Source organism: Streptomyces avidinii, assembly GCF_014650695.1.
Classification (GTDB): Bacteria; Actinomycetota; Actinomycetes; order Streptomycetales; family Streptomycetaceae; genus Streptomyces; species Streptomyces avidinii.
In genome coordinates this window covers 305,616-327,937 of the sequence record NZ_BMVL01000003.1, presented here as the reverse complement: position 1 = coordinate 327,937, position 22,322 = coordinate 305,616, and the positions used below count along the sequence as shown (strand labels likewise).

Sequence of the window (22,322 nt, the reverse complement as noted above, 5' to 3'; positions counted from 1 at the left end):
CTGATTGTCCGGGGCCAATCAGCTCAGGCCCCGGACATCGCTCAAGGGGTCAGGAGATGGTGACGAACCGGCCGATGCTCGGCACCTCCTGGGCGTCGAGGGCGAAGAGCAGGTAGGTCCCCGGCAGGACCACGCCGGTGTCGGCCGGTACGGACACCGTGTACGAGCCGCTTCCCGCCGCCGTGGAGACCAGGGGTACGCGGCGCTGGTCGTTGTCGGTGGAGTGGGTCGCTGCGGCGGACCGCATCAGGACGAAGGAAGCCACCGGACGGTCGGTGCTGACCGTGAGCGAGGTGCCGGGGGCGGCCCTGGGGGGCACGCCCGCGGTGATGGCGGGACGCGGCTTCGGCGATCCGTCCGCGTTGAGCAGGTACGGCGGGGTGAAGATCGCCCCGTCGGCGTGGTTGGTCGCGCAGTCGCCGCACAGTCCGCCGCCGCCGGAGAAGATCCGCCCGTCGGGCAGCAGGTTGGCCACGCTGTGGTAGTTGCGCGGAACGGCCATGCTGGCGAGCGGGGTGAAGCTGCCGGTCGCGGGGTCCCAGAGCTCGGGGGTCAGGACGGAGGTGGCGTCGCTGAACGGCACCGGATAGGCCTGGCCACCGAAGACGGCCACCTTGCCGTCGGGCAGGACCACGCTGTTGCTGAAGGCGCGGGCGTGCTCCATGTCGCCCGTCCGGGCGGCCCGGACCTGGCTGCCCTCGATACCCACCGTGTAGGCGCGCTGGGTGGCGGGGGTCTTCTCGTAGGCGGGAGAGCCGCCCAGGGTGAGCAGCTTGCCGATGTCGTAGGCGACGGCGTTGCCGGTCATCGCGTCCTGACTGTCGGCCCGGGCGCCGGCGGAGGTGATGCTTCCGCGGCCGCTGGTGGTGATCCAGTTCATCTGCTTGCTCGGGCCCAGCTGCAGCACCTTGCCGCCCGAAGTGGCGTGCAGCCACATGTGGTTGTCGGCGCGGTAGGGTCCGGCCGGGTCGGCCGTCAGCGCCGGGGCGGCAAGGACGCCGGGCAGGCTGCGCCAGGTGCGCGTGTCCGGCGACCAGACCTCGCCGGCCTTGTCGGTGCCCGCGGTTCCGCTCCAGGATCCGCCCAGGACGAAGGCCTCGCCGGTGGAGAGCAGGGTCATGGCCTGGTAGCCGCGGGCGATGTTCATGCTCGTGGTGGCGGACCAGACGTCGGTGGCGGGGTCGTAGATGCTCGCCTTCTCCGCGTTGCTGCCGCCGGTGACCAGCACCCGGCCGTCGGCGAGCATGGCGATGCCCGGGCAGAACATGTCGTGCCCGGTGTTGTCGATGCGGCGCTGGGTGACCTTGCCCGTCTTCAGGTCCAGGATCGCGGTCTGGGTGTAGCCGTTGCTGCCGCCGAAGCGGTCGACGGCGTACGCGGACCAGGCCAGCAGCTTGTCACCGGGCAGGGCGGCGGTGGCCACCGGCACCAGCGGGAAGCCGGTGACCCGGCCCCAGGAACCGTGCACGGCCGGGCTGGCCGGCCCGCTCAGGCGTATTTCGCCGGCCGAGGTCCAGGGGCCGCGGCCGCCGGCCTCGCTCGTCACGGTCAGCCGTATGTAGCGGGCGTTCTCGGTGCGCAGGAAGGTGGCGGTCTTGACGGAGTCGTCGTCCCGCCAGGTGCCTGCGGCCACCGGCGCCCCGAAGGTGGAGCCGTCGGTGCTGGTGGCGATGGAGTAGGCGCCCGCGCGCCCGTTGGGCCCGTCGGGGCGGGGGTGGTAGACGAGGGCGGAGACGGCCGCGGTGCGGTGCATGTCGATGGTGATGCTGTGCGGCAGCGGGGTGGGGGCCGGGGCCCACTTGCTGTGCCAGAGGGTGTTGTCGTTGCCGTCGAGCACGTTGGCCGCGCGGCCGTTCTCGCTGCCGGTCTCCTCGTCGCTCGCCGTGGCCGTCCATCCGGTCCGGGACAGGTCGACGGTGGCCGCCGGGGTGCCGGGGTCGCCCAGCAGGTCGATCTCGGCGGCGGAGGACCAGGGTCCGCGGCCGCCGGCCTCGGTGAGTGCGGTCAGCCGGACGAACCGGGCCCCCTGCGGGGCGAAGCCGAGGGTCTTGGCGCCCGCGTCGTCGGCGAGCGTGCCGGTGGCCACCGGGCTCGCCCAGTTCTGCCCGTCGGTGCTGAGGCTGATGCCGTACTCACCCACGCGCCCGTTGGGGCTGTTGGTACGGGGCCGGTAGACGAGCGCCGAGACGACCGCCGTGCGGTGCATGTCGACGGTGATCACGTGCGGCAGCGGGGCGGGAGTGCCGGTCCACTTGCTGTGCCAGAGGGTGTTGACGTTGCCGTCGAGCACGTTGGCCGCGCGGCCGTTCTCGCCGGAGGTCTCCTCGTCGCTCGCACTGGCCGTCCACCCGGTCCGGTCGAGGACCGGAGCCGTCGGCTCCATCGCGTTCGCCGGGGCGATGCCGTGGTGCGGCGACTGGGTCGCCGTCTGCTGGTCGACGGGTACGGGTGCGGGTGCGGGTCGGGGCGCCGGCGCGCGGCCGGCCGCCGCCGTGCTCGTGACCCCGAGCCACGGGATCAGGCCGATCAGCAGCGAACCGAGGCCGAAGGCTATGAGCAGGTGGGAACGGCGTAACGCGCGGTGCAGGGCGAGGAAGCGCCTGGACTGCAATCTGACCTCCCGGGGCGGGCTGATGTGCCCCGTAGAACATAGGTCAGCGCCATAACAACTCACCTGAAATCAAAAAGAGTTGGCGCAAATCCGCATGGCCGGTCCGGCTATGCCGACGCCGCCGCCCAGCGGTCCGCGATCAGCGCGGCCTGCTCCCTGAGTGCCTCGATCAGTTCCTGGGCCGCGCCGGCCGAGGTGGACCGGAGTACGGCGACGCTGATCTCCCGGGCGAGGTCGGTTCTGGTCGGGGGGCGTACCGCCAGGTCGGAGCGGTGCGGGCCGAGGGCGAGCCGCGGGACGAGGGCCACGCCCGTCCCCGCGGCCACCAGGCCCTGGACGACCGCGTAGTCGTCCGTGCGCATCACGTGCAGAAGCTCGTACCCCTCCTGGCCGCACGCCCGTGCCAGCAGGCGGTCGCAGGGATCGTGCGGGTCGGCGGCGCCCACCCATGCCGTGTCCCGCAGGTCGCCGAGGGAGACCTGGTCCAGCGATGCGCAGGGGTGGTCCTCCGGCATGACCAGCAGCAGCGGATCGGACAGCAGCGGATGGACCTCGAAGTCCTCGTCGAGGTCGAGGCTGTCGCCCGGCTGCGAGAAGACGAGGGCGGCGTCGAGCTCCCTGGCCCGCAACCCGCGCAGCGGCAGCGGCAGTTCGCCCTCGGTGAGCGAGATGTGCACCCCTTGCTGGTGGAGCCGCTTGACCGCGGGTGCCAGCAGTAGGGCGCCCCGCGGTGGGAAACGTACCGATGTGGAGGGTGCGGGTGCCGCGCTCGGCGAGCTCGCGCACCTCCAGCTCGGCGTGGCGCAGGCGCTCCAGTATGGCCTCGGCGTGCGGCAGCAGGGCTTCGCCGAGCTCGGTCAGCGCGGCGCCGCGCGGTCCGCGCTGGACGAGTCGCCATTCCTCGATGACCCGATGGCTGTCACGCTCCGGGGGTGAACATCAGAACGACCGGTCACCGCGCCCCCTCGCCCACGCCCTCGCCCACGCCCTCGCCCTCGCGTCCCGGGATCGGCCAGCTGCGTGCCCCGTACGCCGAGGCGGTGCTGAGCCATGCGGGACGCGACTGGCTTCGGCTCAACGTCCCCGGCCATGCCGCGGCCCCCGGATCGGATCTCGCCCGCTTCTTCGGCTCGCGGATCACGCCCTCGACTTCCCGCCGCTGCTCGACGGCATCGACCTCGGACCGGACACCCCGTTGGACACGGCGCTGGCGCTGGCGGCCGAGGCCTGGGGCGCACGGCGCACGTGGTTCCTGACGAACGGCGCTTCGCAGGGCAATCAGATCGCCTCGATGGTCGCTCCCGCGCTGGGACGCACACTCGTCGTGCAGCGAAGCGTGCACTCCAGCGTGATCGACGGGCTGGTGCTGTCGGGCCTGGACGCCGTCTTCGTCCAGCCGTCCGTCGACCCGGGGCAGGGCATCGCCCACGGTGTGACCGCCGCGGACGTGGCGGCGGCGCTCGACCGGACACCGGACGCGGCCGCGGTGTACATCGTGTCCCCGAGCTACTTCGGCGCGGTGGCCGACGTACGCGCCATCGCGGACACCGCTCACGCCGCGGGAGTGCCGCTGATCGTCGACGAGGCGTGGGGGTCGCACTTCGGCTTCCACCCCGGCCTTCCCGCGAATGCCCTCTCCGAGGGCGCGGACCTGGTGACCTCCAGCACGCACAAGCTGGCGGGCAGCCTGACGCAGTCGGCGATGCTCCACCTGGCGGAGGGCCCCTTCGCGGACCGGCTCGAGCCCCTCGTGGACCGGGCGTTCCGGCTCGTGCAGTCCACCAGCGCGAGTGCGCTGCTGACCGCGTCGCTCGATCTCGCCCGTAGGGGTCTGGTCACCGACGCCGATGCGACGGGCCGTTCGGTCGAGGCCGCGGACCCGGTACGCGGCGCCGTCCGCGCCCTGGGCCGCTTCACGGTGGTGAGCGACGGGTTCCGGGCCTTCCCCGACATCGTCCGGGCCGATCCGCTGCGCATCGCGATCGACACCCGCGCCGGCGGCATCCCGGGCCACGAGGCACGACGTCGGCTCTTCCTGGACCACCGGGTCATGGTCGAAGTGGCGACCGACGCGGCGGTCGTCGCCGCGATCGGCGCGGGGTCCGTCCCCGACACCGACCGGTTCGTCGAGGCCCTGCACGCCCTGCCTTCCCCACTCACCACCGGCTCGGCCGCAGGCGGTGGCGGCGTCATGCTGCGGCTGCCCGCTCCCGGCGCCGCGTAGCTCACCGCCCGCGAGGCGTTCCTGAGCCCGGCCCTGGTCGTGTCCGCGCGGGAGGCCGTCGGGCGGATCTCCGCGGACACCCTGGCGGCGTACCCACCGGGTATCCCCAACGTTCTGCCGGGTGAAGTCATCACCGCCGAGGCCGTCCGGTTCCTTCGGCGGACCGCGGCCGCGCCGAACGGCCATGTCCGCGGCGCACTCGACCTGGGCGTGACGCGCCTGCGCGTCGTCGCCTGAGCCGCCGGCCCCGCCCGGCGTTCCGCCCACCGGCGCCCCCGCCGCTCCCCCTCCTCCATGAGAAGACTCCGGCTAGTCGCGGACGAGGAGCAGCACCGCGGCGAGGATCACGCCGAGGGCGACGGCGAGGGCGCCGTGCGCGAGGCGGTGGCTGCGCACCACGGGCAGGAAGCGGTCGACGGCGTACCGTCCGGGGCCGGTGAGGGCGAGGGCGGCGGCGCCCGCGGTCAGCAGCAGCTCGTACTCGATGCCCTTCGGGGCGAAGAAGGCTCCGGCTCCGTGGACGGCGATCGCGTTGATCAGGGTGCCGACGATGGCGGCGCCGGCGAGCGGGGTGAGCAGCCCGAGGACGAGGCCGAGCCCGCCGAGGGTCTCGGTGAGGCCGGCGAGGACGGCCATGGCGTCCCCCGCGGGGTAGCCGCTGGCGGTGAAGAACTGGCCGGTGCCGCTGATGCCGCCGCCCCCGAACCAGCCGAAGAGCTTCTGCGAGCCGTGCGCGGCCATGGTCGGACCGAGGACGAGACGCAGGAGCAGCAGGCCGGTGTCGTGGCCCGGGGTGGAGAGGGTGGCGGGCCGGGGGCGTGCGGCCGGGGCGGCGGCCTGCGGCTTCGTCGCGGTGACGGAGGGGCTGGTCATCGGTGGTCCTTCCGGTCGGGCGGCCCGTGGGGGGCAGGGAGTTGTTCAAATTCGAACCGCCGACCCCGACCCTAACCATTGATTCAAATTGGAACAACTCATGTAGTCTGACGCCATGGCTGAACCGAGATGGCTGGACGACCGCGAGATGCGGGCCTGGAACGGATTCCTCGCCGCTTCGGCCCTGGTGAACCGCCGCCTCGACCAGCAGCTCAAGGACGATGCCGGGCTCTCCCACCCCCAGTACGAGATCCTCGTACGGCTCGCCGCGGCGCCCGGGCGCGAGCTGCGCATGACCGAGCTGGCCAATGGCCTGATCAACTCCAAGAGCGGGCTGACCTACCAGGTCACACAGATGGAGAAGGCCGGGCTGGTCCGTCGCCGCAGCTGCCCCTCCGACGTCCGCGGCGTGTTCGCCGTCCTCACCGACGCCGGCAGCGCCAAGCTGGAGGAGGCCGCGCCCGGGCACGTGGCGACGGTGCGGGAGATCCTCGTCGACGTCCTGACCCCCGGGCAGCTCGACGCGCTCGCCGACGGGCTGGGCGAGGTCGGCCGCCGGCTGCGCGGAGAGGGCGCCTGAAGGGATCCGGGCGCGAACCGGGTAACGCGGCCCGAAATCGGGGTATAGGGCCGCCATGGACGGAAAGGTCTGGCTCACCCTGGGCGTGATCATCGCGGTAGGGCTCGCGATCACCGCGGCCGTGCTGCTCGCACGGGTCTTCGCGGCCCGGCGACTGCTGCTCGACGCGGGAATCCCGCTGCAGGACAAGGCGCTGTTCTGGGTCGCAGTCGCCTACACCGTCTCGCCGGTGGACCTGATTCCGGACCCGGTGTACCTGGACGACATCGGCGTCCTGCTGGTGGCGCTGCGCGCGCTGCACTCGGCGGCCGGGGCCGTCCGCCCCACGAAGGGACCCGGCGCCACCGTCTGAGCGACCGGCCGGGTCAGAGGTGCTGGTCGAAAAGGACCGGGTTGCCGTCCGGGTCGACGACGAGGAAGCTGCCCGGGCCCGCTCCCGATTCGTCGACCTCCGTCAGGAACTCCACGCCCCGCGCTTTCAGCTGCCGCTGCACGTCACGGATGTCGGTGAACGTGTCGAGGGCGGCCGCACTGCTGTCCCACCCCGGATTGAAGGTCAGCATGTTCCTGTCGAACATGCCGACGAACAGCCCGATGACGACGTCGGCGTTCTTGAGGATCAGCCAGCCCTGCTCGGGGTTCCCTCCGAAGGCGGCGAACCCGAGCTTCTCGTAGAACGCCCGGGAGGCGGCGAGGTCGCGCACGGTGAGGCTCACGGAGAAGGCGCCGAGATCCATGCGCACCAGCCTGGGCGCCTCCGGGCGGCGCCGCAACCGCGACCGCGGGAGGCCGAGGTCAGCGGACGCCGCGGGGCCGGAACTGGATGCTGATGCGGGGGCCGACCGCCCTGGTCGACTTGGGCACGGCGTGCTCCATGGTCCGCTGGCAGGAGCCGCCCATGACGACGAGGTCGCCGTGCCCCAGGGGCAGCCGCAGCAGGGTGGCCCCGCCGTCGCGGGGGCGGAGGGCGAGATCCCGAGGATCGCCGACCGAGACGATGGCCACCATGGTGTCCTCGGTCGACGAGCGGCCGGTCCGGTCCCCGTGCCAGGCGACGCTGTCCCGGCCGTCGCGGTACAGGCACAGGCCGGCGGTGGTGAACGACTCACCGAGCTCGGCGGCGTAGTGACCGCTCAGCGCCTCGCGGGCGGCCGTGAGCGAGTCGTGGGGCAGGGGCTCGCCCTCGCCGTAGAAGGCGAGCAACCGGGGCACCTCCACCTCGCGCTCGTACATCTGACGCCGCTCGGCGCGCCAGGGCACGTCGGCGGCCAGCCGCTCGAACAGCGCGTCGGCGCCGCTCAGCCAGCCGGGCAGGTGGTCGACCCAGGCCCCGGCGCCGAGCCGGGTGCGCCGCAGGCCACCGAGGGGGCCCAGCCGGATCTCGTCGCCCTGATCGAAGAGGGAACCCTGAAGGCCCTGGACTGCGTGCATACCCCCAGCCTAACCCCAATAACCGAACATGTGCACGAATTACAGGGAGGCGCGCGGACCCGTTCGGGGGCCCGCCGCGCCCGGCTCCGTACGGCGGGAGGGCCCGCAGAGCAGGGTGACGGCCACGGACACCCCGGCGGCGACGGCGATCGCGGCGCCCGGGGCGAGGTACTGGGCCAGACCGCCGACGAGCGCGGCACCGAGGCCCTGCCAGGTCATCCGGCCGGCCGACTCGACTCCCTGGACCTGGCCGCGGATCGGGGCGGGGGTCTGTTCGAGGAGCTGCTCCTGCAGGGGCAGCGTGGCCGCGAAGCCGGCGCCGGCGAGGAACACCGCGACCGCCAGGACCGGGACGGGCGGATGGAGGGCGAACAGCAGGAAGGGGGCAGCCAACAGCAGCCGCAGGGCGAAGGCGTAACGGCGGCGCCGGTCGGCGGTGAGCAGCCGGCCGACGATCAGGTCCCCCAGGAGCATGCCCGCCGATCCGGCGGCCAGGAAGGTGCCCGCGTGGCCGGGGTCGTAGGAGAGGAAGAGGGCCTCGCAGCCGACGATCAGACCGTTGGGCACCCACAGGTTCAGCAGCAGCGTCCGGCGGCCCGGGTGGGAGAACAGTTCGGCGTTCGTGGCCCAGGTCCGGCGCAGTCCGGGGCGGCGGGTGAGCCGGATCGAGTGCTCGCGCACGGTGGCCGCCACCACGGCCACCCCGAGGCCGGTCAGCGCCGCCGCCGTGACGAAGACCCCCTGTGGACTCAGGTGGCGCAGCAGTACGGCGCCGAGGGCGTAGCCGACGATCGCCGTGCCGCCCGAGGTGATGTTCATCAGCGAACGGGCGGGCGCGTAGGCGGAGGTGGGTACGACCTCGGCGAGCAGCTCGAGCCGGGTGCCGGTGCCGAGGGACTGGAAGAAGCCGAGCGTCAGCAGCAGGGCGAACCGGACCGCGAGCGGCAGCGTGGGGATCGCCTGGGCGGCGACACCGGCCAGCGAGGCGAGTTGGAGCAGAACCAGGGTCCGGCGGGGCCGCTTCCCGTCGGCGACCGACATCAGCGTCAGCGCGCCGAGCACCGTCGCGAAGGTGGCGCCGTACATGCTCACGGCCGTCAGGAACGGGGAACGGGTCTGCTCGTTGACCAGTGTGCCGAGTGCGAAGCCGGACGAAGTGCCCGCCGCGGTGGTGAGGGTGAAGCTGATGTACAGACCGCTGAACTCCCTGTTGCGGAGCAGGTCTCGGTAGCCGGTGGTGGCCGGAGCGGGGGGCATGACGGGAGGTGTGGCGGGGGTGGCGAACCGGTGTGAAGGCATGAAAAAAGCCTCCGGACACATGCACGGGGCACGCACGCCGAAGGCCAACGCGGTCATTCTAGCAGCGCTGCCGTCCAGTTGGTGGACACTTCGGGTCCACCGGATCCCACGGAATGCGTATTACCGCAGCGTAGGCGTGTGATCAGAGACTCACGGTCTTGGCCGCAGGCCCGGCGCACGGTAGCGTCACGGCGACATTTCCACATAGCGACGACGGCGAGACGGAAGCCCGGTGTGAATCCGGCATGGTCGCGCCACTGTGTGCTGCGGCGACACCCCTGGGGTGGCGGCGCGGCGAGTCAGACCCGAGGACCGTCGTCCTGCACCACCGTATGGGACGCGTTGTTCCCCGAGGAGGTTCCATCATGGCCGAGGCTCTCGCTTCCGCTGCCGTATCCACCCCCGCCGGCTCCCTGTCGGCTCCGCTGCCCGTGCGCGCGGTGCTGCCCTGGGCGCTCTTCGTCGGCCTTCTGATGCTCGTCGCCCTGTACTTCGTCGGCGCCGAGCAGGGCGCCACGGCCGTGTTCGCCGGTGAGGGCGTGCACGAGTGGGTGCACGACGGTCGTCACCTGCTCGGCTTCCCCTGCCACTGAGAGGCCACGCACATGTACGCCTCTACTGTCAGAGGACTGCTGGTCCGCGGCATGCTCGCGGGCCTGATAGCCGGGCTGTTCGCCTTCGCCGTCGCCTATGTGGTGGGTGAGCCGCCGGTACGGGGTTCCATCGCCGTGGAGGAGGCGCAGGCCGCCAAGGACGCCGCGAGCGCCCCGAGCGCTCACGCCGGGCACGGCGGTGACGCCGCGTCGGGTGCAGCCGAGGAGGAGGAAGAGCTGGTCAGCCGACCGGTTCAGTCGACGGCCGGGTTGGCCACCGGCGTCCTCGTCTACGGGGTCGCGCTGGGCGGCATCGCCTCGCTGGCGTTCTCCTTCGCCCTCGGACGGGTGGGCGGGTTCAGCCCGCGGGCCACTGCGGCGCTCACCGCGGCGGGCGCCTTCGCCACGGTCTACCTGGTGCCGTTCCTGAAGTACCCGGCCACCCCGCCGGCGGTCGGCAACCCGGACACGATCGGGCAGCGCACCACGCTGTTCTTCCTGATGATCCTGCTCAGCGTGCTGCTCGGCGTGGGCGCGATCATCCTCGGGCGACGGCTGGCACCGCGCCTGGGCAACTGGAACGCGACGCTGGCCGCGGGCGGCGGCTTCGTCGTCGCCGCTGCCCTGGCATTCGTGTTCCTGCCGGACAACAGCGACGCGGTCCAGCCCGGTTTCCCCGCCGCCCTGCTGTGGGAGTTCCGGGTCGCCTCGCTGGCCGTCCAGCTGGTGCTGTGGACGGTGTTCGCCATCGTCTTCGGTGTCCTCGCCCAGCGGCTCCTGGCCGCGCGCACCGAGGGCGCGGAGGCTACGGCTCCGGCTCAGCAGGAGGCACCCGCGCTCGGCTGACGCCGACCGCCACGCCGGTGCGAGGGCCCCGCCGACCCCCTGTGGGACGGCGGGGCCCTCGCATGTGCGAGCACGGGCGTGCGGAGGGCGTCCGGCGCGGACTGCGACCCGCCTTACGATGTGGGCATGAGTGCAGGCACGCACCCGGCAGGTGCACAGGGTGCGCGGGCGGAGCAGCACCGGGGGGACCGGAGCGGCCGGGGCGACCGGCTGGAGGTCGCTGCGTCCGTACTCGCCCTGCTCGCCGACCGCACCCGCCTGTCGCTCGTGGAACGCCTCGGCCGGGGCGAGGCCGATGTCACCACCCTCACCGAGGCCTGCGGAGCCGCCCGCCCCTCGGTCAGCCAGCACCTCGCCAAGCTCCGCCTGGCCGGGCTGGTCACCACCCGCAAGGACGGCCGCCGGGTCGTCTACGCCCTGGGGCACGGGCATTTGCGGCGGCTGGTGGACGAGGCCCTCAACGTCGCCGACCACGAGCTCCGTTCCCTCCCGCCGCACGACTGACGCCGACGGGCCGAGCCGGGCGTGCGGCCGGGCCGGCCGCCATCGCCCGGCTCGTGGGTCCGGGCCCGGCGTCGCCATGCTGCCGTCCGCCTCCGCGCCCCGGCTCGCCGGCGTCGTGACCGTCGGGGTGACCGACGCCCCGGCCCGCGTCGCGTACGCCGTCCGGCCGCACCGGTCGCACGGCCGCGGCGACCGTCTTCCCGGCCGGGCTCGACCTCGATGCATGGGACGGGCACGACTCCTGACCCCGCCTCACCCCTAAAAGGTGCACAGGTACGCACATGTTGACTACGCTGAATCCGACATGCTGTCATCGATCCGCCGACCGGGACGGGGACCGTGCTGTCCGTACTGCGCAACGGCACCTATCGCCGTCTGTTCACCGCCCAGGTCGTCGCCCTCGTCGGGACCGGCCTCGCCACCGTCGCGCTGAGCCTGCTCGCCTACGACCTCGCGGGCGACGACGCCTCCGCGGTACTGGGCACCGCCCTCGCGATCAAGATGATCGCCTATGTCACCATCGCCCCGGTGATCGGTGCGCTGGCCGACCGGATTCCCCGCCGCAGCCTCATGACGGCCATGGACCTCACCCGCGCCGGTGCGGCCGCGGTCCTGCCCTTCGTCACCGAGATCTGGCAGATCCACGTCATGGTCTTCCTGCTCCAAGCAGCGTCGGCGGCCTTCACCCCGACCTTCCAGGCCACCGTCCCCGCGATCCTGCCCGCCGAACGCGACTACACCCGGGCCCTGTCGATGACCCGGCTCGCCTACGACCTGGAGAGCCTGTTCAGCCCGGTCCTGGCCGCCGCGCTGCTCAGCCTGGTCTCCCACGACTGGCTGTTCGCCGGCACCACCGCCGGCTTCCTCGCCTCCGCAGCGCTCGTCGTCGCCACGGCGCTGCCCGCGCCCGCCCCGGTCGAGCGGACAGGCGGGCTCCGCACCAGGGCCGCCTTCGGCACCCGCCTCCTGTGGGCCACGCCCCGGCTGCGCGCCCTGCTCGCGCTCGACCTCGCGGTCGCCGCGGCCGGAGCCGTCGTCTTCGTCAACACCGTCTCCCTGGTACGCGACCACCTCGACCGCCCGGGCGGCGCCGTCCCGCTCGCCCTCGGTGCGTACGGCGCCGGATCCATGCTGACCGCGCTCCTCCTGCCCCGCCTCCTGCAACGCTCCACCGACCGGGCGGTGATGCTCCGCGCCGGCTTCGCGCTGCCCGTGGCCCTGGCGGCCGGGGCGGCGCTCACCGCGACCGGCCCGCGCGCATGGTCCTGGCCCGCGCTCCTGGCGCTCTGGGCCGCCATCGGGGCCGCCTGCTCCGCGGCCCTGACCCCGGGAGGCCGGGTGATCCGGCGCTCCACCGCCGAGGCGGACCTGCCCGCGGCGTTCGCCGCCCGGTTCTCCCTCTCCCACGGCTGCTGGCTGCTCACCTACCCACTGGCCGGATGGCTCGCGGCGGGGATGGGGACGACTCCGACCGTCATGGTCCTGGGGGCCGTCGCCCTGGGGGCCGCCACGGCCGCTGCGATGATCTGGCCGGCCCGTGACCCGTACCGGCTGGAGCACCTGCATCCGGACCTGCCGCCCGGTCACCCGCACCTCGCCGACGCCCACCCGGCCACCGGCGGCCGGCAGCACGGGCACCACTACGTCATCGACCGGCACCACCACCGGTGGCCCCGAAAAACCCCTGGCCGGTCGGCGTGAGGGTCGATACGATCACCACGATGACGACTTCTCCTGCTCACAGATCGGGGGTCCCGTCCACGCAAGGTGAGTGCTGATGCTCACTCGAACCGTGCACGAGGATTCCCGCCTTTCCCTCTGGCTCCGCGTACGCCGGTACGCCGTGCCTCCGTCCATGATCGAGACCGCCACCGTCCGCCGCTCCGCCGGGGACTGGGCCGGGGCCTGCGCCGCAGCGGGCGTCGACGTCGATTTCGATCTGCGATTCCTGGCGCGCTCGCGCGGCCATGACCTCACGGCCCGGATCCGGGCCGACCTCCGCCATCTCGCGCCCGACCTGTTGCGCTGGCACATGCCGCGCATCGCTCCCGACGGACTGCTGCGCCCCGGACTGACCGTCCCCCTGGCCCGGTACGACACGGGCGAGCCCTACGACGCGGACGTGCGGGACGGCACTGCCGTGCGGGACGACCCGCGCACCCGCCCCGTGTACCTCGTGGCCCGGACCCCACCCGCATGGGCGGACGGCGGTCAGCGGATCAGCCTCGCCCTGTGGGACGGCTCCCGCCCCGCGGACGGCTCCTGGGGTGATCCGCGTCGCGGGGCCCGTCCCGACCGGCAGTTCCGCCTCGACCTGCACCGCCACCTGTGGGACGCCCGCCGGGCCGGCGAACTCGGGGTCCGTTCCGGGGCCGGCCGACGGCCCGCCGACTGCTCTCCCGCGCCGGACCCCGAGCCCCTCGCGGCGCTCCCGCAGGGGCACCGGTGCGCCGTCGACCGGTGGGCCGCCGAGACCGCGATCCTGCTCCGCGCCGAGGGCCGGGCCAGCGGCACCGTCACCGTACGGCCGGGAGCCGGGCGGCGGCTGCTGCTGGACCTGGTGGCGGACGGACCGGGGCCGCCCGTCCTGCGGGCCGCAGCCGCGCCCGCCGGCCGCGCCGCCGCACTGCCGGTCCTGCCCGACGCAGCGGTGTGGACCCTGCCCGACCTGGAACTGGTCCGCACCGGATCGATCGAGGTCGAGCGCCTCCACCCGCTGGTCGCCTCGGCGTTGGCGACGGGCCGGGCGCCCGACCGGGCGCCGGGAGGCCCGCCAGGGACCGCGGACCGCGCGGGAGAACCCCGCCTCGTCGAGTGCCGGGGCGCGCGGCACCGCATCGGCCTCGTGGACGGGGTGCTGGCCGCACTGGACCACGATCCGGCCGAGATCCGCCGGGAGGAACTGCTCGCCGCGCTGACCGGTACGCCGCTGCCCTGCCTGCAGGCCATCGACACGGCGCACCGCCGGCCGGACTGCCTCACGGGGGTCCGCGAACGCCTGGACCACGGCGACATCGCCGGTGCGCTGGCCGTGGTCGAAGGACTGCTCGGCCCCGGCGCCCTGCTCCGCGCCGGGGCGCTGCGGGACGAACTGGAAGCCGCCGCACAGCGGCGGATCACCTACGGGCTCTTCCGGTCGGGCCTGGCCGGGCCCGGACCCGGCCGGATCCGGCCGGGAGAACTCCGCCCCCGGGGCCACCGCCCCCACCCGCGCCAGGCACACGCCCGCTGACCCGGGGGACCCCTGTCCCCCGGGCCCGCCCCGCCCCTGCCCCGCCCGTTCCCTGCCCCCGGCCCGCCGGCCGACTTCCTCACGAACCCACAGGTGATGCCACATGCCCTCGTACACCCCGCCCGCCACCACCACCGACACCCGTACCGGCACCCGGACCGAGCAGGTGCACGGCCGTCCCTCCCGGCTCGCCGTCGCCGACGCCCTGCTGACGCTGCTGCGCGACACCACCACCGAACTGCGCCCCGACGACCAGTTGGAGGCCCTCACCCTGTCCGTGGCCGCCGACCTGCCCGTGCTCCTGTGGGGTGAGCCCGGCATCGGCAAGACCGCGGCCCTGACCCAGCTCGCCGAAGCCCTGGACCTGCCCCTGACCACGGTGATCGCCAGCGTGCACGAGCCGTCCGACTTCTCCGGTCTGCCCGTCGTCGGGGACGACCCCGCCGAACAGGGCGTCCCGATGGCCCCGCCGGACTGGGCGGTGCGACTCGTACGCGCCGGGCGGGGACTGCTGTTCCTGGACGAGCTCTCCACCGCGCCGCCGGCCGTCCAGGCCGCCCTGCTCAGGCTCGTACTGGAACGGCGGATCGGTTCCCTGCAACTGCCGCCCGGGGTGCGGATCGTGGCCGCCGCCAACCCGCGGGGATCGGCGGCCGACGGGTGGGAGCTGAGCCCGCCCCTGGCCAACCGGTTCGTCCACCTCCAGTGGACCCACGACCACGACGTCGTGGTCCGCGGGCTCGGCGGGACCTGGCCCCGGGCCACACTGCCGCACCTGGACGCCGCGAAGCTGCCGACGGCGGTGGAGCACGCCCGCCGCGCCGTGTGCGGACTCCTCACCACCCGCCCGGCGCTCGTCCACCGCCTGCCCAGCAGCGAGGCCCGCCGGGGAGGCGCGTGGCCGTCGCCCCGCAGCTGGGACATGGCGGTGCGTCTGCTCGCCTTCGCACACGCGGCCGGCTCCTCCCGGGAGGTGCTCTCCATGCTGGTCAGGGGCACGGTCGGGGACGGTCCGGGGCTGGAACTGCTGGCCGTCCTGGACCGGATGGACCTCCCGGACCCCGAAGACCTGCTCGCCGACCCGACCAACGCCGACCTGCCCGAGCGGGGAGACCGGCGCCAGGCCGCGCTCGACGGTGTCGTGGCGGCGGTCCGCAAGCGCCCGGACAGGGCCCGCTGGGACGCGGCGTGGGCACTCCTGGTCCGGGCGCTGGAGACCGGAGCCCCGGACCTGGTCGTCGTTCCCGCGACCACGCTCGCCGCGCTGCGCCAGGAGGACTGGGACGTTCCGGAGTCGATCGAGCGGCTCGCCGGAGTGGTGACCCTGTCCCGGCGGGCGGACCGGTCGGTGGCGCGGGCGGCGGCCCGGACCGGGGACCCCGTCGGAGCCGGCCGATGAACGCGGGGGCGGCCGGGACGCCCGGGACGTCGGAACTCGACCTCGACAAGCTCTTCGCGGCCCGGCTGCACGCCGCCCGGGTCCGGCCCTATCTGGCGACCGCGCTGTTCGCCCTGCACACCGTGGAATCGCGGCGCGTTCCGACCATGGCCGTCGACCGGCACTGGCGGTGCTACGTCTCGCCCGGGTTCGTGGACCGCACACCGGTGGAGGAGCTCGCCGGGGTCTGGGTCCACGAGGTGTCCCACCTGCTGCGCGACCACCACGGACGCGGTGACCGGGTGGCCCGTGCGCGCGGGCTGACCGGTCCGGGGGAACGGCTGCGGATGAACATCGCGGCGGACTGCGAGATCAACGACGACGTGTACGGCGAGGGACTGGTGGCGCCCGAAGGGGTACTGACGCCGCAGTCGCTGGGACTGGACCCCGGCGAACTCATGGAGGACTACCTGCGGCAGTTCCGGCTCGGACCGCTCACTCAGGAACTGGTCTGGCTGGACTGCGGCAGCGGCTCCGACGGACTGGAACGCGAGTGGGACCTCGGGCCGGACGGCGCGCACGGCCTGAGCGCGCAGGAACAGGACGCGGTGCGGTTCCGGGTCGCCCGGGGGATCAACGGCCGTCCCGGCAGCGCACCGGCCGGGTGGCGGCGCTGGGCGGAGGAGGCCTTCCACCCACCGCAGCCCTGGCGGGAGTTGCTGGGAGCGGCGGTCCGGTCGGCGGCGTCCGGCGCGGGTGCGGGCGAGGACTACAGCTACGCCCGGCCCTCGCGGCGCTCGGCCGCGGTGCCCGGCGCCGTCCTGCCGAGCCTTCGGCGCAGGCCGCCGCGGGTCTGTGTGGTCATCGACACCTCCGGTTCGGTCAGCGACGCCGAACTGGGCGCTGCGCTGCTGGAGGTCGCCGCGATCGCCCGCGCCGTGGGCGGACGCAGCGACATGGTCAGCGTGGTGCCGTGCGACGCGGCGGCCCGGATCGTGCACCCGCTGTGCAGCGGCGAGGGCATCCCGCTGCTGGGCGGCGGGGGGACGGACCTGCGCACGGGGTTCGCGAAGGCCCTGGGCACGGGGCCCCGGCCGGACGTGATCGTGGTCCTGACCGACGGCCAGACGGCATGGCCGGCCGTGCGACCGCCGTGCCGGACGGTGGTGGGCCTCTTCCCCCGCCGGGGGTCGGGGCGGTGGAGCGAGAACGATCCCGACTACGTGCCGGACTCGCCTCCGGCGTGGGCCCGCGTGGTGACCATCGGCTCCGGCGCCCGGTGACCCGTAGGCGCGGGGCCCGCGGAGCGGAAGGTGACGGAAGGTGCCCCGACAGGATACGAAGACCCTCGTGAGTGAAAAGACCCAGGCGGCGACCGTCCGCGTGTTCATAGCGCTGGCCCCACCCGACGACGCGAAGGAAGAGCTGGAGGAGCGGCTGCAGCCTGCCTACGCCGCGTACCCGCGCATGCGCTGGAACCGCATCGAGGACTGGCACATCACCCTGGCCTTCCTCGGCGAGCTCCCGGTCACCGCCGTCGACCTCCTGCGACCGCCGCTCGCGGAGCTGGCCGTGACCCGGCGGCCGCTGCGGCTCGCACTGCGCGGCGGCGGGCACTTCGACGAGCGGGTCCTGTGGACGGGGATCGACGGAGACCTCGAAGGACTGCACCTCCTCGCCGCCGACGTGCGCGCCGCCGTCACCGACTGCGGCATCCCCTTCCACGGCCGGCCGCTGCGCCCCCATCTGACGCTGGCGCGCTCCCGCCGCCACGACACCACCAGCGCGGTGGAGGCGGCCGCCGGACTCGCGGCCTTCACCGGCCGCCCGTGGCAGACCCGGCGTCTCCACCTGGTCGGGAGCAACACCGGCCGCGGCCCCGGGCCCATCCACTACCGCGACATCCAGGCCTGGCCCCTGGGCGGCGAGGGCTGAGCGAGCCGCGTCGCCGCTACGCTGACAGGTCCCGCGGGCAGCGAGGGAGCGATGCGGTGGGGGCTGGATCATCGGAAACCGAGGAGCCCCATGGTCGACGTGCCCCGACCCGGTCAGCAACCGGGTGAGAAACCCGTCGAGTTGCCCTACGAGGAGATCACCGCCCCCGAGTACACGGCGCTCGCGGCCGCGCTCTTCACCCTGGAGGAGGGCGGACCGGACGGGACGGTGCTGCGCGGCAGCTGCCCGAGATGCGGGGCGGTCCTGGTGGTCCGCACGGCCGGGGACGCGCTGCGGGGCCTGCGCCTGCGCTCCTTCCCGGATGCCGTCCGGCTCATGCCGGCGGCTCCCCCGGCCGGTGAGCGCGCCGAACCGATGCACTGCACCTGCGAGGACGCGCATCCGGGGCGCCCGGAGGGACGGGTCGGGTGCGGAGCGTCCTGGACGCTGCTGCTCACCGACGAGCCCGGGTGACCGGCGTGCAGGCGCGGCTGCGGCCACGGCCACGGCTTGCTCCGCCTCCTCCGCACGGGTCGCCCGGGCTCGTATCGTGGCGACCGGACCGCCGCGAGGGTGCGTCTGTGGTCCAGCCCGAGCCGAACGCCCGTCGAACGACCGGATGGAGTGGCATGAGGATGCTGATCAACAGTGCGCAGAGCGTGGTTGCCGACGCCCTGCGGGGGATGGCGGCCGCCCATCCCGACCTGGACGTCGACGTGGAGCGGCGCGTCGTCGTACGGCGGGACGCGCGGGACGGCGGGCGGGTCGGGGTGGTGTCCGGGGGCGGGTCCGGGCACGAGCCGCTGCACGCCGGGTTCGTCGGGTACGGGATGCTGTCGGCCGCCTGCCCGGGTGAGGTGTTCACTTCGCCGGTGCCCGACCAGATGGTGCGGGCGGCCGGAGCCGTGGACGCCGGCCAGGGGGTGCTGTTCGTCGTCAAGAACTACACCGGGGACGTGCTGAACTTCGAGATGGCGGCCGAGCTCGCCGAGGAGGACGGCCTGCGCATCGAGTGCGTCCTCGTGGACGACGACGTCGCGGTGACCGACAGCCTGTACACCGCAGGGCGGCGCGGCACGGGGGCCACCCTCTTCGTCGAGAAGATCGCCGGGGCGGCCGCCGAGGAAGGGGCTCCGCTGGATCGGGTCGCCTCGCTCGCCCGGCAGGTCAACGAGTCCTCGCGGAGCTTCGGGGTCGCGCTGAGCGCGTGCACCACGCCTGCGAAGGGCAGTCCGACCTTCGACCTGCCCGACGGGGAACTGGAGTTGGGCATCGGCATCCACGGCGAACCGGGCCGGGAGAGGCGGCCGATGATGTCGGCGCGGGAGATCGCCGAGGTCGCGGTGGGGGCCGTACTGGAGGAGCTGGCGCAGATCGGTCCGGCCGACGGGCCGGTGCTGGCGCTGGTCAACGGGATGGGGGCGACGCCGCTGCTGGAGCTGTACGGGTTCCACGCGGAGGTGGCGCGGATCCTGGCCGAACGCGGTGTGCCGGTGGCGCGGACGCTCGTCGGAAACTACGTCACATCGCTGGACATGGCCGGTTGTTCGGTGACGCTGTGTCGGGCGGACGAGGAATTGCTGCGGCTGTGGGACGCGCCCGTGCAGACTGCGGCGCTGCGCTGGGGCCGCTGAACGTATGGTGTCGGTGGGACCGTCCGGACAGGTGCGAGGCGAGGAGAACCAGTGCGTGACGCAGACTTCTTCCGACACTGGATGGCGGCCGTCGCGGCCTCGGTGGAGCGCGAGGCGGACCGGCTGACCGAGCTCGACTCGCCCATCGGGGACGCCGACCACGGGAGCAATCTGCTGCGCGGCTTCACGGCCGTGGTCGCCGCCCTGGGGGCTCAGCCCCCGACGGCGGCCCCGGGCGAGGTGCTCCAGCTGGCCGGGAGGACGCTGATCTCCACGGTCGGCGGGGCGTCGGGTCCGCTGTACGGGACACTGCTGCGGCGCACGGGCAAGGCGCTCGGCGAGTCCGATGAGGTATCCGACGCGGAGTTGCGCGCGGCGCTGGCCGCGGGGGTCGACGCGGTGGCGCAACTGGGCGGCGCGGCGCCGGGGGACAAGACGATGCTGGACGCGCTGGAGCCGGGGGTGGCCGCCCTGGGTACCTCGTACCGGGCGGCCCGTGTCGCGGCGGAGAACGGGGCGCTCGCGACGGTGCCGATGCGGGCCCGCAAGGGACGGGCCAGCTATCTGGGCGAACGGAGCATCGGCCACCAGGATCCGGGGGCGACCTCGTCGGCGCTGTTGCTGGGCGCGCTGGCGGACGTGGCGGAGCCGGAGGGCGCGCGATGACGGCCGGACAGGAGGGCCCCGACTCCGGCAACGCCCTGGTGGGCATCGTGCTGGTGTCGCACAGCGCGCCGGTCGCGGAGTCGGTGGCCGAGCTGGCCCGCGAGCTGGCGGCCGGCGGACCCGTGGCCCCGGTGGCCGCGGCGGGCGGTACGGCCCTCGGCGGGCTCGGCACCAGCTCGGAGCGGATCGTCGCGGCCGCCAGGGAGGTGGACCGGGGCGCCGGAGTGGCCCTGCTGGCCGACCTGGGGAGCTCGGTGCTGACGGTGAAGGCCCTGCTGATGGAGGACGAACTCCCGCCGGGATCCGCGCTGCTGGACGCACCGTTCGTCGAGGGCGCGGTGGCGGCGGTGGTGACCGCCTCCGCGGGAGCCCCCCTGGCGGCGGTCGCGGCGGCCGCCGCCGAGGCGTACGCCTACCGCAAGGCCTGACCCCGCGGGGCCGCAGCCCTGCGGGGCCGCAGCCCTGCGGGGCCGCAGCCCTGCGGGGCCGCAGCCCTGCGGGGCCGCAGCGCCGCCTACGGGCGGCCGCGGAGGGATTCGATCTCGCGGCGTTCGCGCTTCGTCGGGCGGCCCGCGCCCCGGTCGCGGATGCCGACGACGGCAGCCTCCACGGGGGTCGGCGGCGGCGGGCTGTTGTCGATCAGGCATTCGGCGGCCACGGGGGCGCCCACCCGCTTGGACACGGGCCGCTTGACGACGACGATCCGCTCGCGCCCCGCGTGGAAGAGCCGTACCTCGTCGCCCGCGCGCACCGCCTGCGCGGGCTTGGCGCGCTCCCCGTTGACCTTCACGTGACCCGCCCGGCAGGCGGTCGCCGCGATCGAGCGGGTCTTGGTCAGGCGCACGGACCACATCCATGCGTCCACCCGCACGGTGCCCGTTTCCGTTACCTCTTCAGCCATGCCCCGACTCTATCGAGGCGGTCACCCGGGAGCGGAACGAGTTTTGGCAGATGCACCAAGGGATGCGGCATCTGCCATGGAGATCAGCCCAAGAGAATTGCAAATGCGCCACTTCTGGCCCTACGTTGTCGCCCATGCAGTCCTACACCATCGGACAGGCAGCGCGTCTGCTGGGCGTCAGCCCGGACACGGCGCGCCGCTGGGCCGACGCCGGCCGGGTCGTGACCCATCGCGACGAAGGCGGCCGACGCCTGATCAACGGACGCGACCTGGCCGTCTTCTCCGTCGAAGTGGGCCAGGGCGCCCACCTCGAGGACGGGGAGCCCTGCACCTCGGCACGCAATGCCTTCCCCGGCATCGTCACCGCCGTCAAGCTGGGCGACGTGGCCGCCCAGGTCGAGATCCAGGCAGGTCCCCACCGCCTGGTCTCCCTCCTCACCCGTGAGGCCGTCGAGGAGCTCGGGCTGGAGGTCGGCATGCAGGCCACCGCCCACGTGAAGTCCACCGGCGTGCACATCGACCGCACCTGATCCGGACGGCGCGGCCCGCCGTCCCCGCGGTCCCCGCACCACCCCGCTCAGCGTCACCGAACGTCCCCACCCGCTCCGCCCGTCACCGGCGCGGGTCACCACCACGCGTCCGGCACCAGCCCGGCCGCCGACCCGACCGAGGAGCACCTGCTCATGTCTGCGACCAGGATCCGTCGCCGTACCGCCACCGTCGCGCTGACCGCCCTGCTCGTGCCGCTGGCCGCCTGCGGCAAGGGCGACGACAAGCCCGCCGCCGACGCCGCTCCCACCCCGAAGGCCGTGAACCTCACGGTCCTCGCGGCCTCCTCCCTCACCGACGTCTTCAAGACCGCGGGTGCGGAGTACGAGAAGACGCACCCCGGCACGAAGATCACCTTCTCCTTCGCCGGGTCGCAGGAGCTGGCGGCCCAGGTCAAGCAGGGCGCCCCGGCCGACGCGCTGGTCACCGCGGACACCAAGACGATGGACGGACTGAAGGCCGAGACCGGCGACGCCACGGTCATCGCCAAGAACCGCCTGGTCATCGCGGCCGGCAAGGCCAACCCGTTCAAGATCGACGAGCTCAAGGACCTCGCCGACACCGAGATCAAGGTCGTGCTCGCCGCGCCCGAGGTCCCGGTCGGCCGCTACAGCAAGCAGATCCTCGACGCCCAGAAGATCGAGGTGAAGCCGGTCTCCCAGGAGCCCAACGTCCGTGCCGTGCTGAGCAAGGTCGAGCTGGGCGAGGCCGACGCCGGCCTCGTCTACAAGACCGACTCCGCCAAGTCCGGCGACAAGGTCGTCACGGTGGACATCCCGGACGACCAGAACGCCGTGGCCTCCTACCCGGCGGCCACCCTGAAGGCGTCCAAGAACGCCGAGGCCGCGGCCGCGTTCGTCACCTGGCTGAGCACCCCCGAGGCGCAGAAGATCCTCCAGTACGCGGGCTTCCAGAAGGCGTAACCGCCACCACCGGCCGCGGCCGGACGCGCTCGGGGCTGCCTGAACCGGGGGGACAGGCAGCCCCTCCGCGCGTTTTCGCGCACGCGCACCCGGATCCTGCGACCGCCGCATACGCTTCCCCGCAGCCGACACCCCCAGCCAGG

General features: G+C 73.8%; 26 protein-coding genes. 19 read left to right on the top strand and 7 right to left on the bottom strand.

Features of this window, described 5'->3' with window-relative positions; genetic code table 11:
* Positions 1-49: 49 nt before the first annotated feature.
* Together IE257_RS09560 and IE257_RS09555 are read right to left on the bottom strand one after the other, a co-directional pair.
* Entirely contained in the window at positions 50-2,611 is a 2,562-nt protein-coding gene (locus IE257_RS09560) for a galactose oxidase family protein (RefSeq protein ID WP_229920231.1), read from the bottom strand.
* A 107-nt stretch (positions 2,612-2,718) separates the two neighbouring features.
* On the bottom strand, positions 2,719-3,288 hold the full coding sequence (locus tag IE257_RS09555; protein WP_229920230.1) for a LysR substrate-binding domain-containing protein: 570 nt from the start codon (positions 3,286-3,288) through the stop codon (positions 2,719-2,721).
* Between the two features lie 70 nt (positions 3,289-3,358).
* Between IE257_RS09555 and IE257_RS38055 the strand changes: the two genes are divergently transcribed.
* The 3 genes from IE257_RS38055 to IE257_RS38050 all read left to right on the top strand — a co-directional run bounded on the left by IE257_RS38055 (position 3,359) and on the right by IE257_RS38050 (position 5,072).
* Positions 3,359-3,547, top strand: a complete 189-nt coding sequence (locus tag IE257_RS38055; protein ID WP_229920229.1) for a hypothetical protein — start codon at positions 3,359-3,361, stop codon at positions 3,545-3,547.
* A gap of 259 nt (positions 3,548-3,806) precedes the next feature.
* Complete coding sequence (locus IE257_RS09550) at positions 3,807-4,835, top strand: aminotransferase class I/II-fold pyridoxal phosphate-dependent enzyme (RefSeq protein WP_229920228.1); 1,029 nt, start codon at positions 3,807-3,809, stop codon at positions 4,833-4,835.
* A 39-nt stretch (positions 4,836-4,874) separates the two neighbouring features.
* On the top strand, positions 4,875-5,072 hold the full coding sequence (locus IE257_RS38050; RefSeq protein WP_229920227.1) for an Orn/Lys/Arg family decarboxylase: 198 nt from the start codon (positions 4,875-4,877) through the stop codon (positions 5,070-5,072).
* Between the two features lie 72 nt (positions 5,073-5,144).
* On the opposite strand, the gene IE257_RS09545 is transcribed toward IE257_RS38050, so the two are convergent.
* Positions 5,145-5,708: a DoxX family protein gene (locus IE257_RS09545; RefSeq protein WP_189966744.1), complete on the bottom strand. Its 564-nt coding sequence runs from the start codon at positions 5,706-5,708 to the stop codon at positions 5,145-5,147.
* Positions 5,709-5,823: 115 nt separating this feature from the next.
* Between IE257_RS09545 and IE257_RS09540 the strand changes: the two genes are divergently transcribed.
* Together IE257_RS09540 and IE257_RS09535 are read left to right on the top strand one after the other, a co-directional pair.
* Positions 5,824-6,288, top strand: coding sequence for a MarR family winged helix-turn-helix transcriptional regulator (locus IE257_RS09540; protein ID WP_189966742.1), 465 nt, complete (start codon positions 5,824-5,826; stop codon positions 6,286-6,288).
* 55 nt (positions 6,289-6,343) lie between these two features.
* The gene (locus tag IE257_RS09535; protein WP_189966740.1) at positions 6,344-6,640 is read left to right on the top strand and encodes a YkvA family protein; all 297 of its coding nucleotides are present in this window, start codon (positions 6,344-6,346) and stop codon (positions 6,638-6,640) included.
* 13 nt (positions 6,641-6,653) lie between these two features.
* On the opposite strand, the gene IE257_RS09530 is transcribed toward IE257_RS09535, so the two are convergent.
* Genes IE257_RS09530 through IE257_RS09520 form a run of 3 tightly spaced genes read right to left on the bottom strand, consistent with a single transcriptional unit; the run spans position 6,654 to position 9,018 of the window.
* Positions 6,654-7,025 (bottom strand): VOC family protein, encoded by a 372-nt coding sequence (locus IE257_RS09530; RefSeq protein WP_189966738.1) that lies wholly within the window; start codon positions 7,023-7,025, stop codon positions 6,654-6,656.
* A gap of 58 nt (positions 7,026-7,083) precedes the next feature.
* A complete protein-coding gene (locus IE257_RS09525) occupies positions 7,084-7,719 on the bottom strand; it encodes an alpha-ketoglutarate-dependent dioxygenase AlkB (protein ID WP_189966736.1) in 636 nt (211 codons plus the stop codon).
* Positions 7,720-7,758: 39 nt separating this feature from the next.
* The gene (locus tag IE257_RS09520; RefSeq protein ID WP_372453055.1) at positions 7,759-9,018 is read right to left on the bottom strand and encodes an MFS transporter; all 1,260 of its coding nucleotides are present in this window, start codon (positions 9,016-9,018) and stop codon (positions 7,759-7,761) included.
* 365 nt (positions 9,019-9,383) lie between these two features.
* On the opposite strand from IE257_RS09520, the gene IE257_RS09515 reads away from it, so the two are divergent.
* The 12 genes from IE257_RS09515 (at position 9,384) to IE257_RS09460 (ending at position 20,234) form a co-directional block, all read left to right on the top strand.
* On the top strand, positions 9,384-9,611 hold the full coding sequence (locus IE257_RS09515) for a CbtB domain-containing protein (RefSeq protein ID WP_189733983.1): 228 nt from the start codon (positions 9,384-9,386) through the stop codon (positions 9,609-9,611).
* Between the two features lie 12 nt (positions 9,612-9,623).
* Complete coding sequence (locus IE257_RS09510; protein ID WP_189966734.1) at positions 9,624-10,457, top strand: CbtA family protein; 834 nt, start codon at positions 9,624-9,626, stop codon at positions 10,455-10,457.
* Positions 10,458-10,583: 126 nt separating this feature from the next.
* The gene (locus IE257_RS09505) at positions 10,584-10,961 is read left to right on the top strand and encodes an ArsR/SmtB family transcription factor (RefSeq protein ID WP_189966732.1); all 378 of its coding nucleotides are present in this window, start codon (positions 10,584-10,586) and stop codon (positions 10,959-10,961) included.
* A 339-nt stretch (positions 10,962-11,300) separates the two neighbouring features.
* The gene (locus IE257_RS09500; protein WP_189966731.1) at positions 11,301-12,662 is read left to right on the top strand and encodes an MFS transporter; all 1,362 of its coding nucleotides are present in this window, start codon (positions 11,301-11,303) and stop codon (positions 12,660-12,662) included.
* Between the two features lie 76 nt (positions 12,663-12,738).
* On the top strand, positions 12,739-14,193 hold the full coding sequence (locus IE257_RS09495) for a hypothetical protein (RefSeq protein ID WP_189966729.1): 1,455 nt from the start codon (positions 12,739-12,741) through the stop codon (positions 14,191-14,193).
* Positions 14,194-14,296: 103 nt separating this feature from the next.
* Complete coding sequence (locus IE257_RS09490; RefSeq protein ID WP_189966727.1) at positions 14,297-15,592, top strand: AAA family ATPase; 1,296 nt, start codon at positions 14,297-14,299, stop codon at positions 15,590-15,592.
* Entirely contained in the window at positions 15,589-16,854 is a 1,266-nt protein-coding gene (locus IE257_RS09485; protein ID WP_189966725.1) for a vWA domain-containing protein, read from the top strand. Before IE257_RS09490 ends, IE257_RS09485 begins: the two co-directional genes overlap by 4 nt.
* A 67-nt stretch (positions 16,855-16,921) precedes the next feature.
* Positions 16,922-17,506, top strand: a complete 585-nt coding sequence (thpR, locus tag IE257_RS09480; RefSeq protein ID WP_189966723.1) for an RNA 2',3'-cyclic phosphodiesterase — start codon at positions 16,922-16,924, stop codon at positions 17,504-17,506.
* 90 nt (positions 17,507-17,596) lie between these two features.
* Positions 17,597-17,980, top strand: coding sequence for a hypothetical protein (locus IE257_RS09475; RefSeq protein WP_189966721.1), 384 nt, complete (start codon positions 17,597-17,599; stop codon positions 17,978-17,980).
* Positions 17,981-18,135: 155 nt separating this feature from the next.
* The gene (gene dhaK / locus IE257_RS09470; RefSeq protein ID WP_189966719.1) at positions 18,136-19,140 is read left to right on the top strand and encodes a dihydroxyacetone kinase subunit DhaK; all 1,005 of its coding nucleotides are present in this window, start codon (positions 18,136-18,138) and stop codon (positions 19,138-19,140) included.
* A gap of 51 nt (positions 19,141-19,191) precedes the next feature.
* Entirely contained in the window at positions 19,192-19,806 is a 615-nt protein-coding gene (gene dhaL, locus IE257_RS09465) for a dihydroxyacetone kinase subunit DhaL (protein ID WP_189966699.1), read from the top strand.
* A complete protein-coding gene (locus IE257_RS09460) occupies positions 19,803-20,234 on the top strand; it encodes a PTS-dependent dihydroxyacetone kinase phosphotransferase subunit DhaM (protein ID WP_189966697.1) in 432 nt (143 codons plus the stop codon). Before dhaL ends, IE257_RS09460 begins: the two co-directional genes overlap by 4 nt.
* 86 nt (positions 20,235-20,320) lie before the next feature.
* On the opposite strand, the gene IE257_RS09455 is transcribed toward IE257_RS09460, so the two are convergent.
* Positions 20,321-20,707 carry an RNA-binding S4 domain-containing protein gene (locus tag IE257_RS09455; RefSeq protein WP_189966695.1) on the bottom strand — a complete coding sequence of 129 codons (387 nt, stop codon included), beginning with the start codon at positions 20,705-20,707 and terminating at the stop codon, positions 20,321-20,323.
* A 134-nt stretch (positions 20,708-20,841) separates the two neighbouring features.
* Between IE257_RS09455 and IE257_RS09450 the strand changes: the two genes are divergently transcribed.
* Together IE257_RS09450 and modA are read left to right on the top strand one after the other, a co-directional pair.
* Positions 20,842-21,237: a TOBE domain-containing protein gene (locus tag IE257_RS09450; RefSeq protein WP_189966694.1), complete on the top strand. Its 396-nt coding sequence runs from the start codon at positions 20,842-20,844 to the stop codon at positions 21,235-21,237.
* A 153-nt stretch (positions 21,238-21,390) separates the two neighbouring features.
* Positions 21,391-22,179 (top strand): molybdate ABC transporter substrate-binding protein, encoded by a 789-nt coding sequence (gene modA, locus IE257_RS09445; RefSeq protein ID WP_189966692.1) that lies wholly within the window; start codon positions 21,391-21,393, stop codon positions 22,177-22,179.
* Positions 22,180-22,322: the final 143 nt, after the last annotated feature.

Excerpts from the sequence above, each read along its gene's own strand:
- IE257_RS09525 (WP_189966736.1), bottom strand. The coding sequence starts at position 7,719 with ATGCACGCAGTCCAGGGCCTTCAGGGTTCCCTCTTCGATCAGGGCGAC.
- IE257_RS09475 (WP_189966721.1), top strand. The coding sequence starts at position 17,597 with ATGGTCGACGTGCCCCGACCCGGTCAGCAACCGGGTGAGAAACCCGTC.
- dhaK (WP_189966719.1), top strand. The coding sequence starts at position 18,136 with ATGAGGATGCTGATCAACAGTGCGCAGAGCGTGGTTGCCGACGCCCTG.
- IE257_RS09460 (WP_189966697.1), top strand. The coding sequence starts at position 19,803 with ATGACGGCCGGACAGGAGGGCCCCGACTCCGGCAACGCCCTGGTGGGC.
- IE257_RS09485 (WP_189966725.1), top strand. The coding sequence starts at position 15,589 with ATGAACGCGGGGGCGGCCGGGACGCCCGGGACGTCGGAACTCGACCTC.
- IE257_RS09505 (WP_189966732.1), top strand. The coding sequence starts at position 10,584 with ATGAGTGCAGGCACGCACCCGGCAGGTGCACAGGGTGCGCGGGCGGAG.
- IE257_RS09515 (WP_189733983.1), top strand. The coding sequence starts at position 9,384 with ATGGCCGAGGCTCTCGCTTCCGCTGCCGTATCCACCCCCGCCGGCTCC.
- IE257_RS09535 (WP_189966740.1), top strand. The coding sequence starts at position 6,344 with ATGGACGGAAAGGTCTGGCTCACCCTGGGCGTGATCATCGCGGTAGGG.
- IE257_RS09540 (WP_189966742.1), top strand. The coding sequence starts at position 5,824 with ATGGCTGAACCGAGATGGCTGGACGACCGCGAGATGCGGGCCTGGAAC.
- IE257_RS09495 (WP_189966729.1), top strand. The coding sequence starts at position 12,739 with ATGCTCACTCGAACCGTGCACGAGGATTCCCGCCTTTCCCTCTGGCTC.
- IE257_RS09545 (WP_189966744.1), bottom strand. The coding sequence starts at position 5,708 with ATGACCAGCCCCTCCGTCACCGCGACGAAGCCGCAGGCCGCCGCCCCG.
- modA (WP_189966692.1), top strand. The coding sequence starts at position 21,391 with ATGTCTGCGACCAGGATCCGTCGCCGTACCGCCACCGTCGCGCTGACC.
- IE257_RS09490 (WP_189966727.1), top strand. The coding sequence starts at position 14,297 with ATGCCCTCGTACACCCCGCCCGCCACCACCACCGACACCCGTACCGGC.
- IE257_RS09450 (WP_189966694.1), top strand. The coding sequence starts at position 20,842 with ATGCAGTCCTACACCATCGGACAGGCAGCGCGTCTGCTGGGCGTCAGC.
- IE257_RS09455 (WP_189966695.1), bottom strand. The coding sequence starts at position 20,707 with ATGGCTGAAGAGGTAACGGAAACGGGCACCGTGCGGGTGGACGCATGG.
- IE257_RS09510 (WP_189966734.1), top strand. The coding sequence starts at position 9,624 with ATGTACGCCTCTACTGTCAGAGGACTGCTGGTCCGCGGCATGCTCGCG.
- IE257_RS09520 (WP_372453055.1), bottom strand. The coding sequence starts at position 9,018 with ATGCCTTCACACCGGTTCGCCACCCCCGCCACACCTCCCGTCATGCCC.
- IE257_RS09530 (WP_189966738.1), bottom strand. The coding sequence starts at position 7,025 with ATGGATCTCGGCGCCTTCTCCGTGAGCCTCACCGTGCGCGACCTCGCC.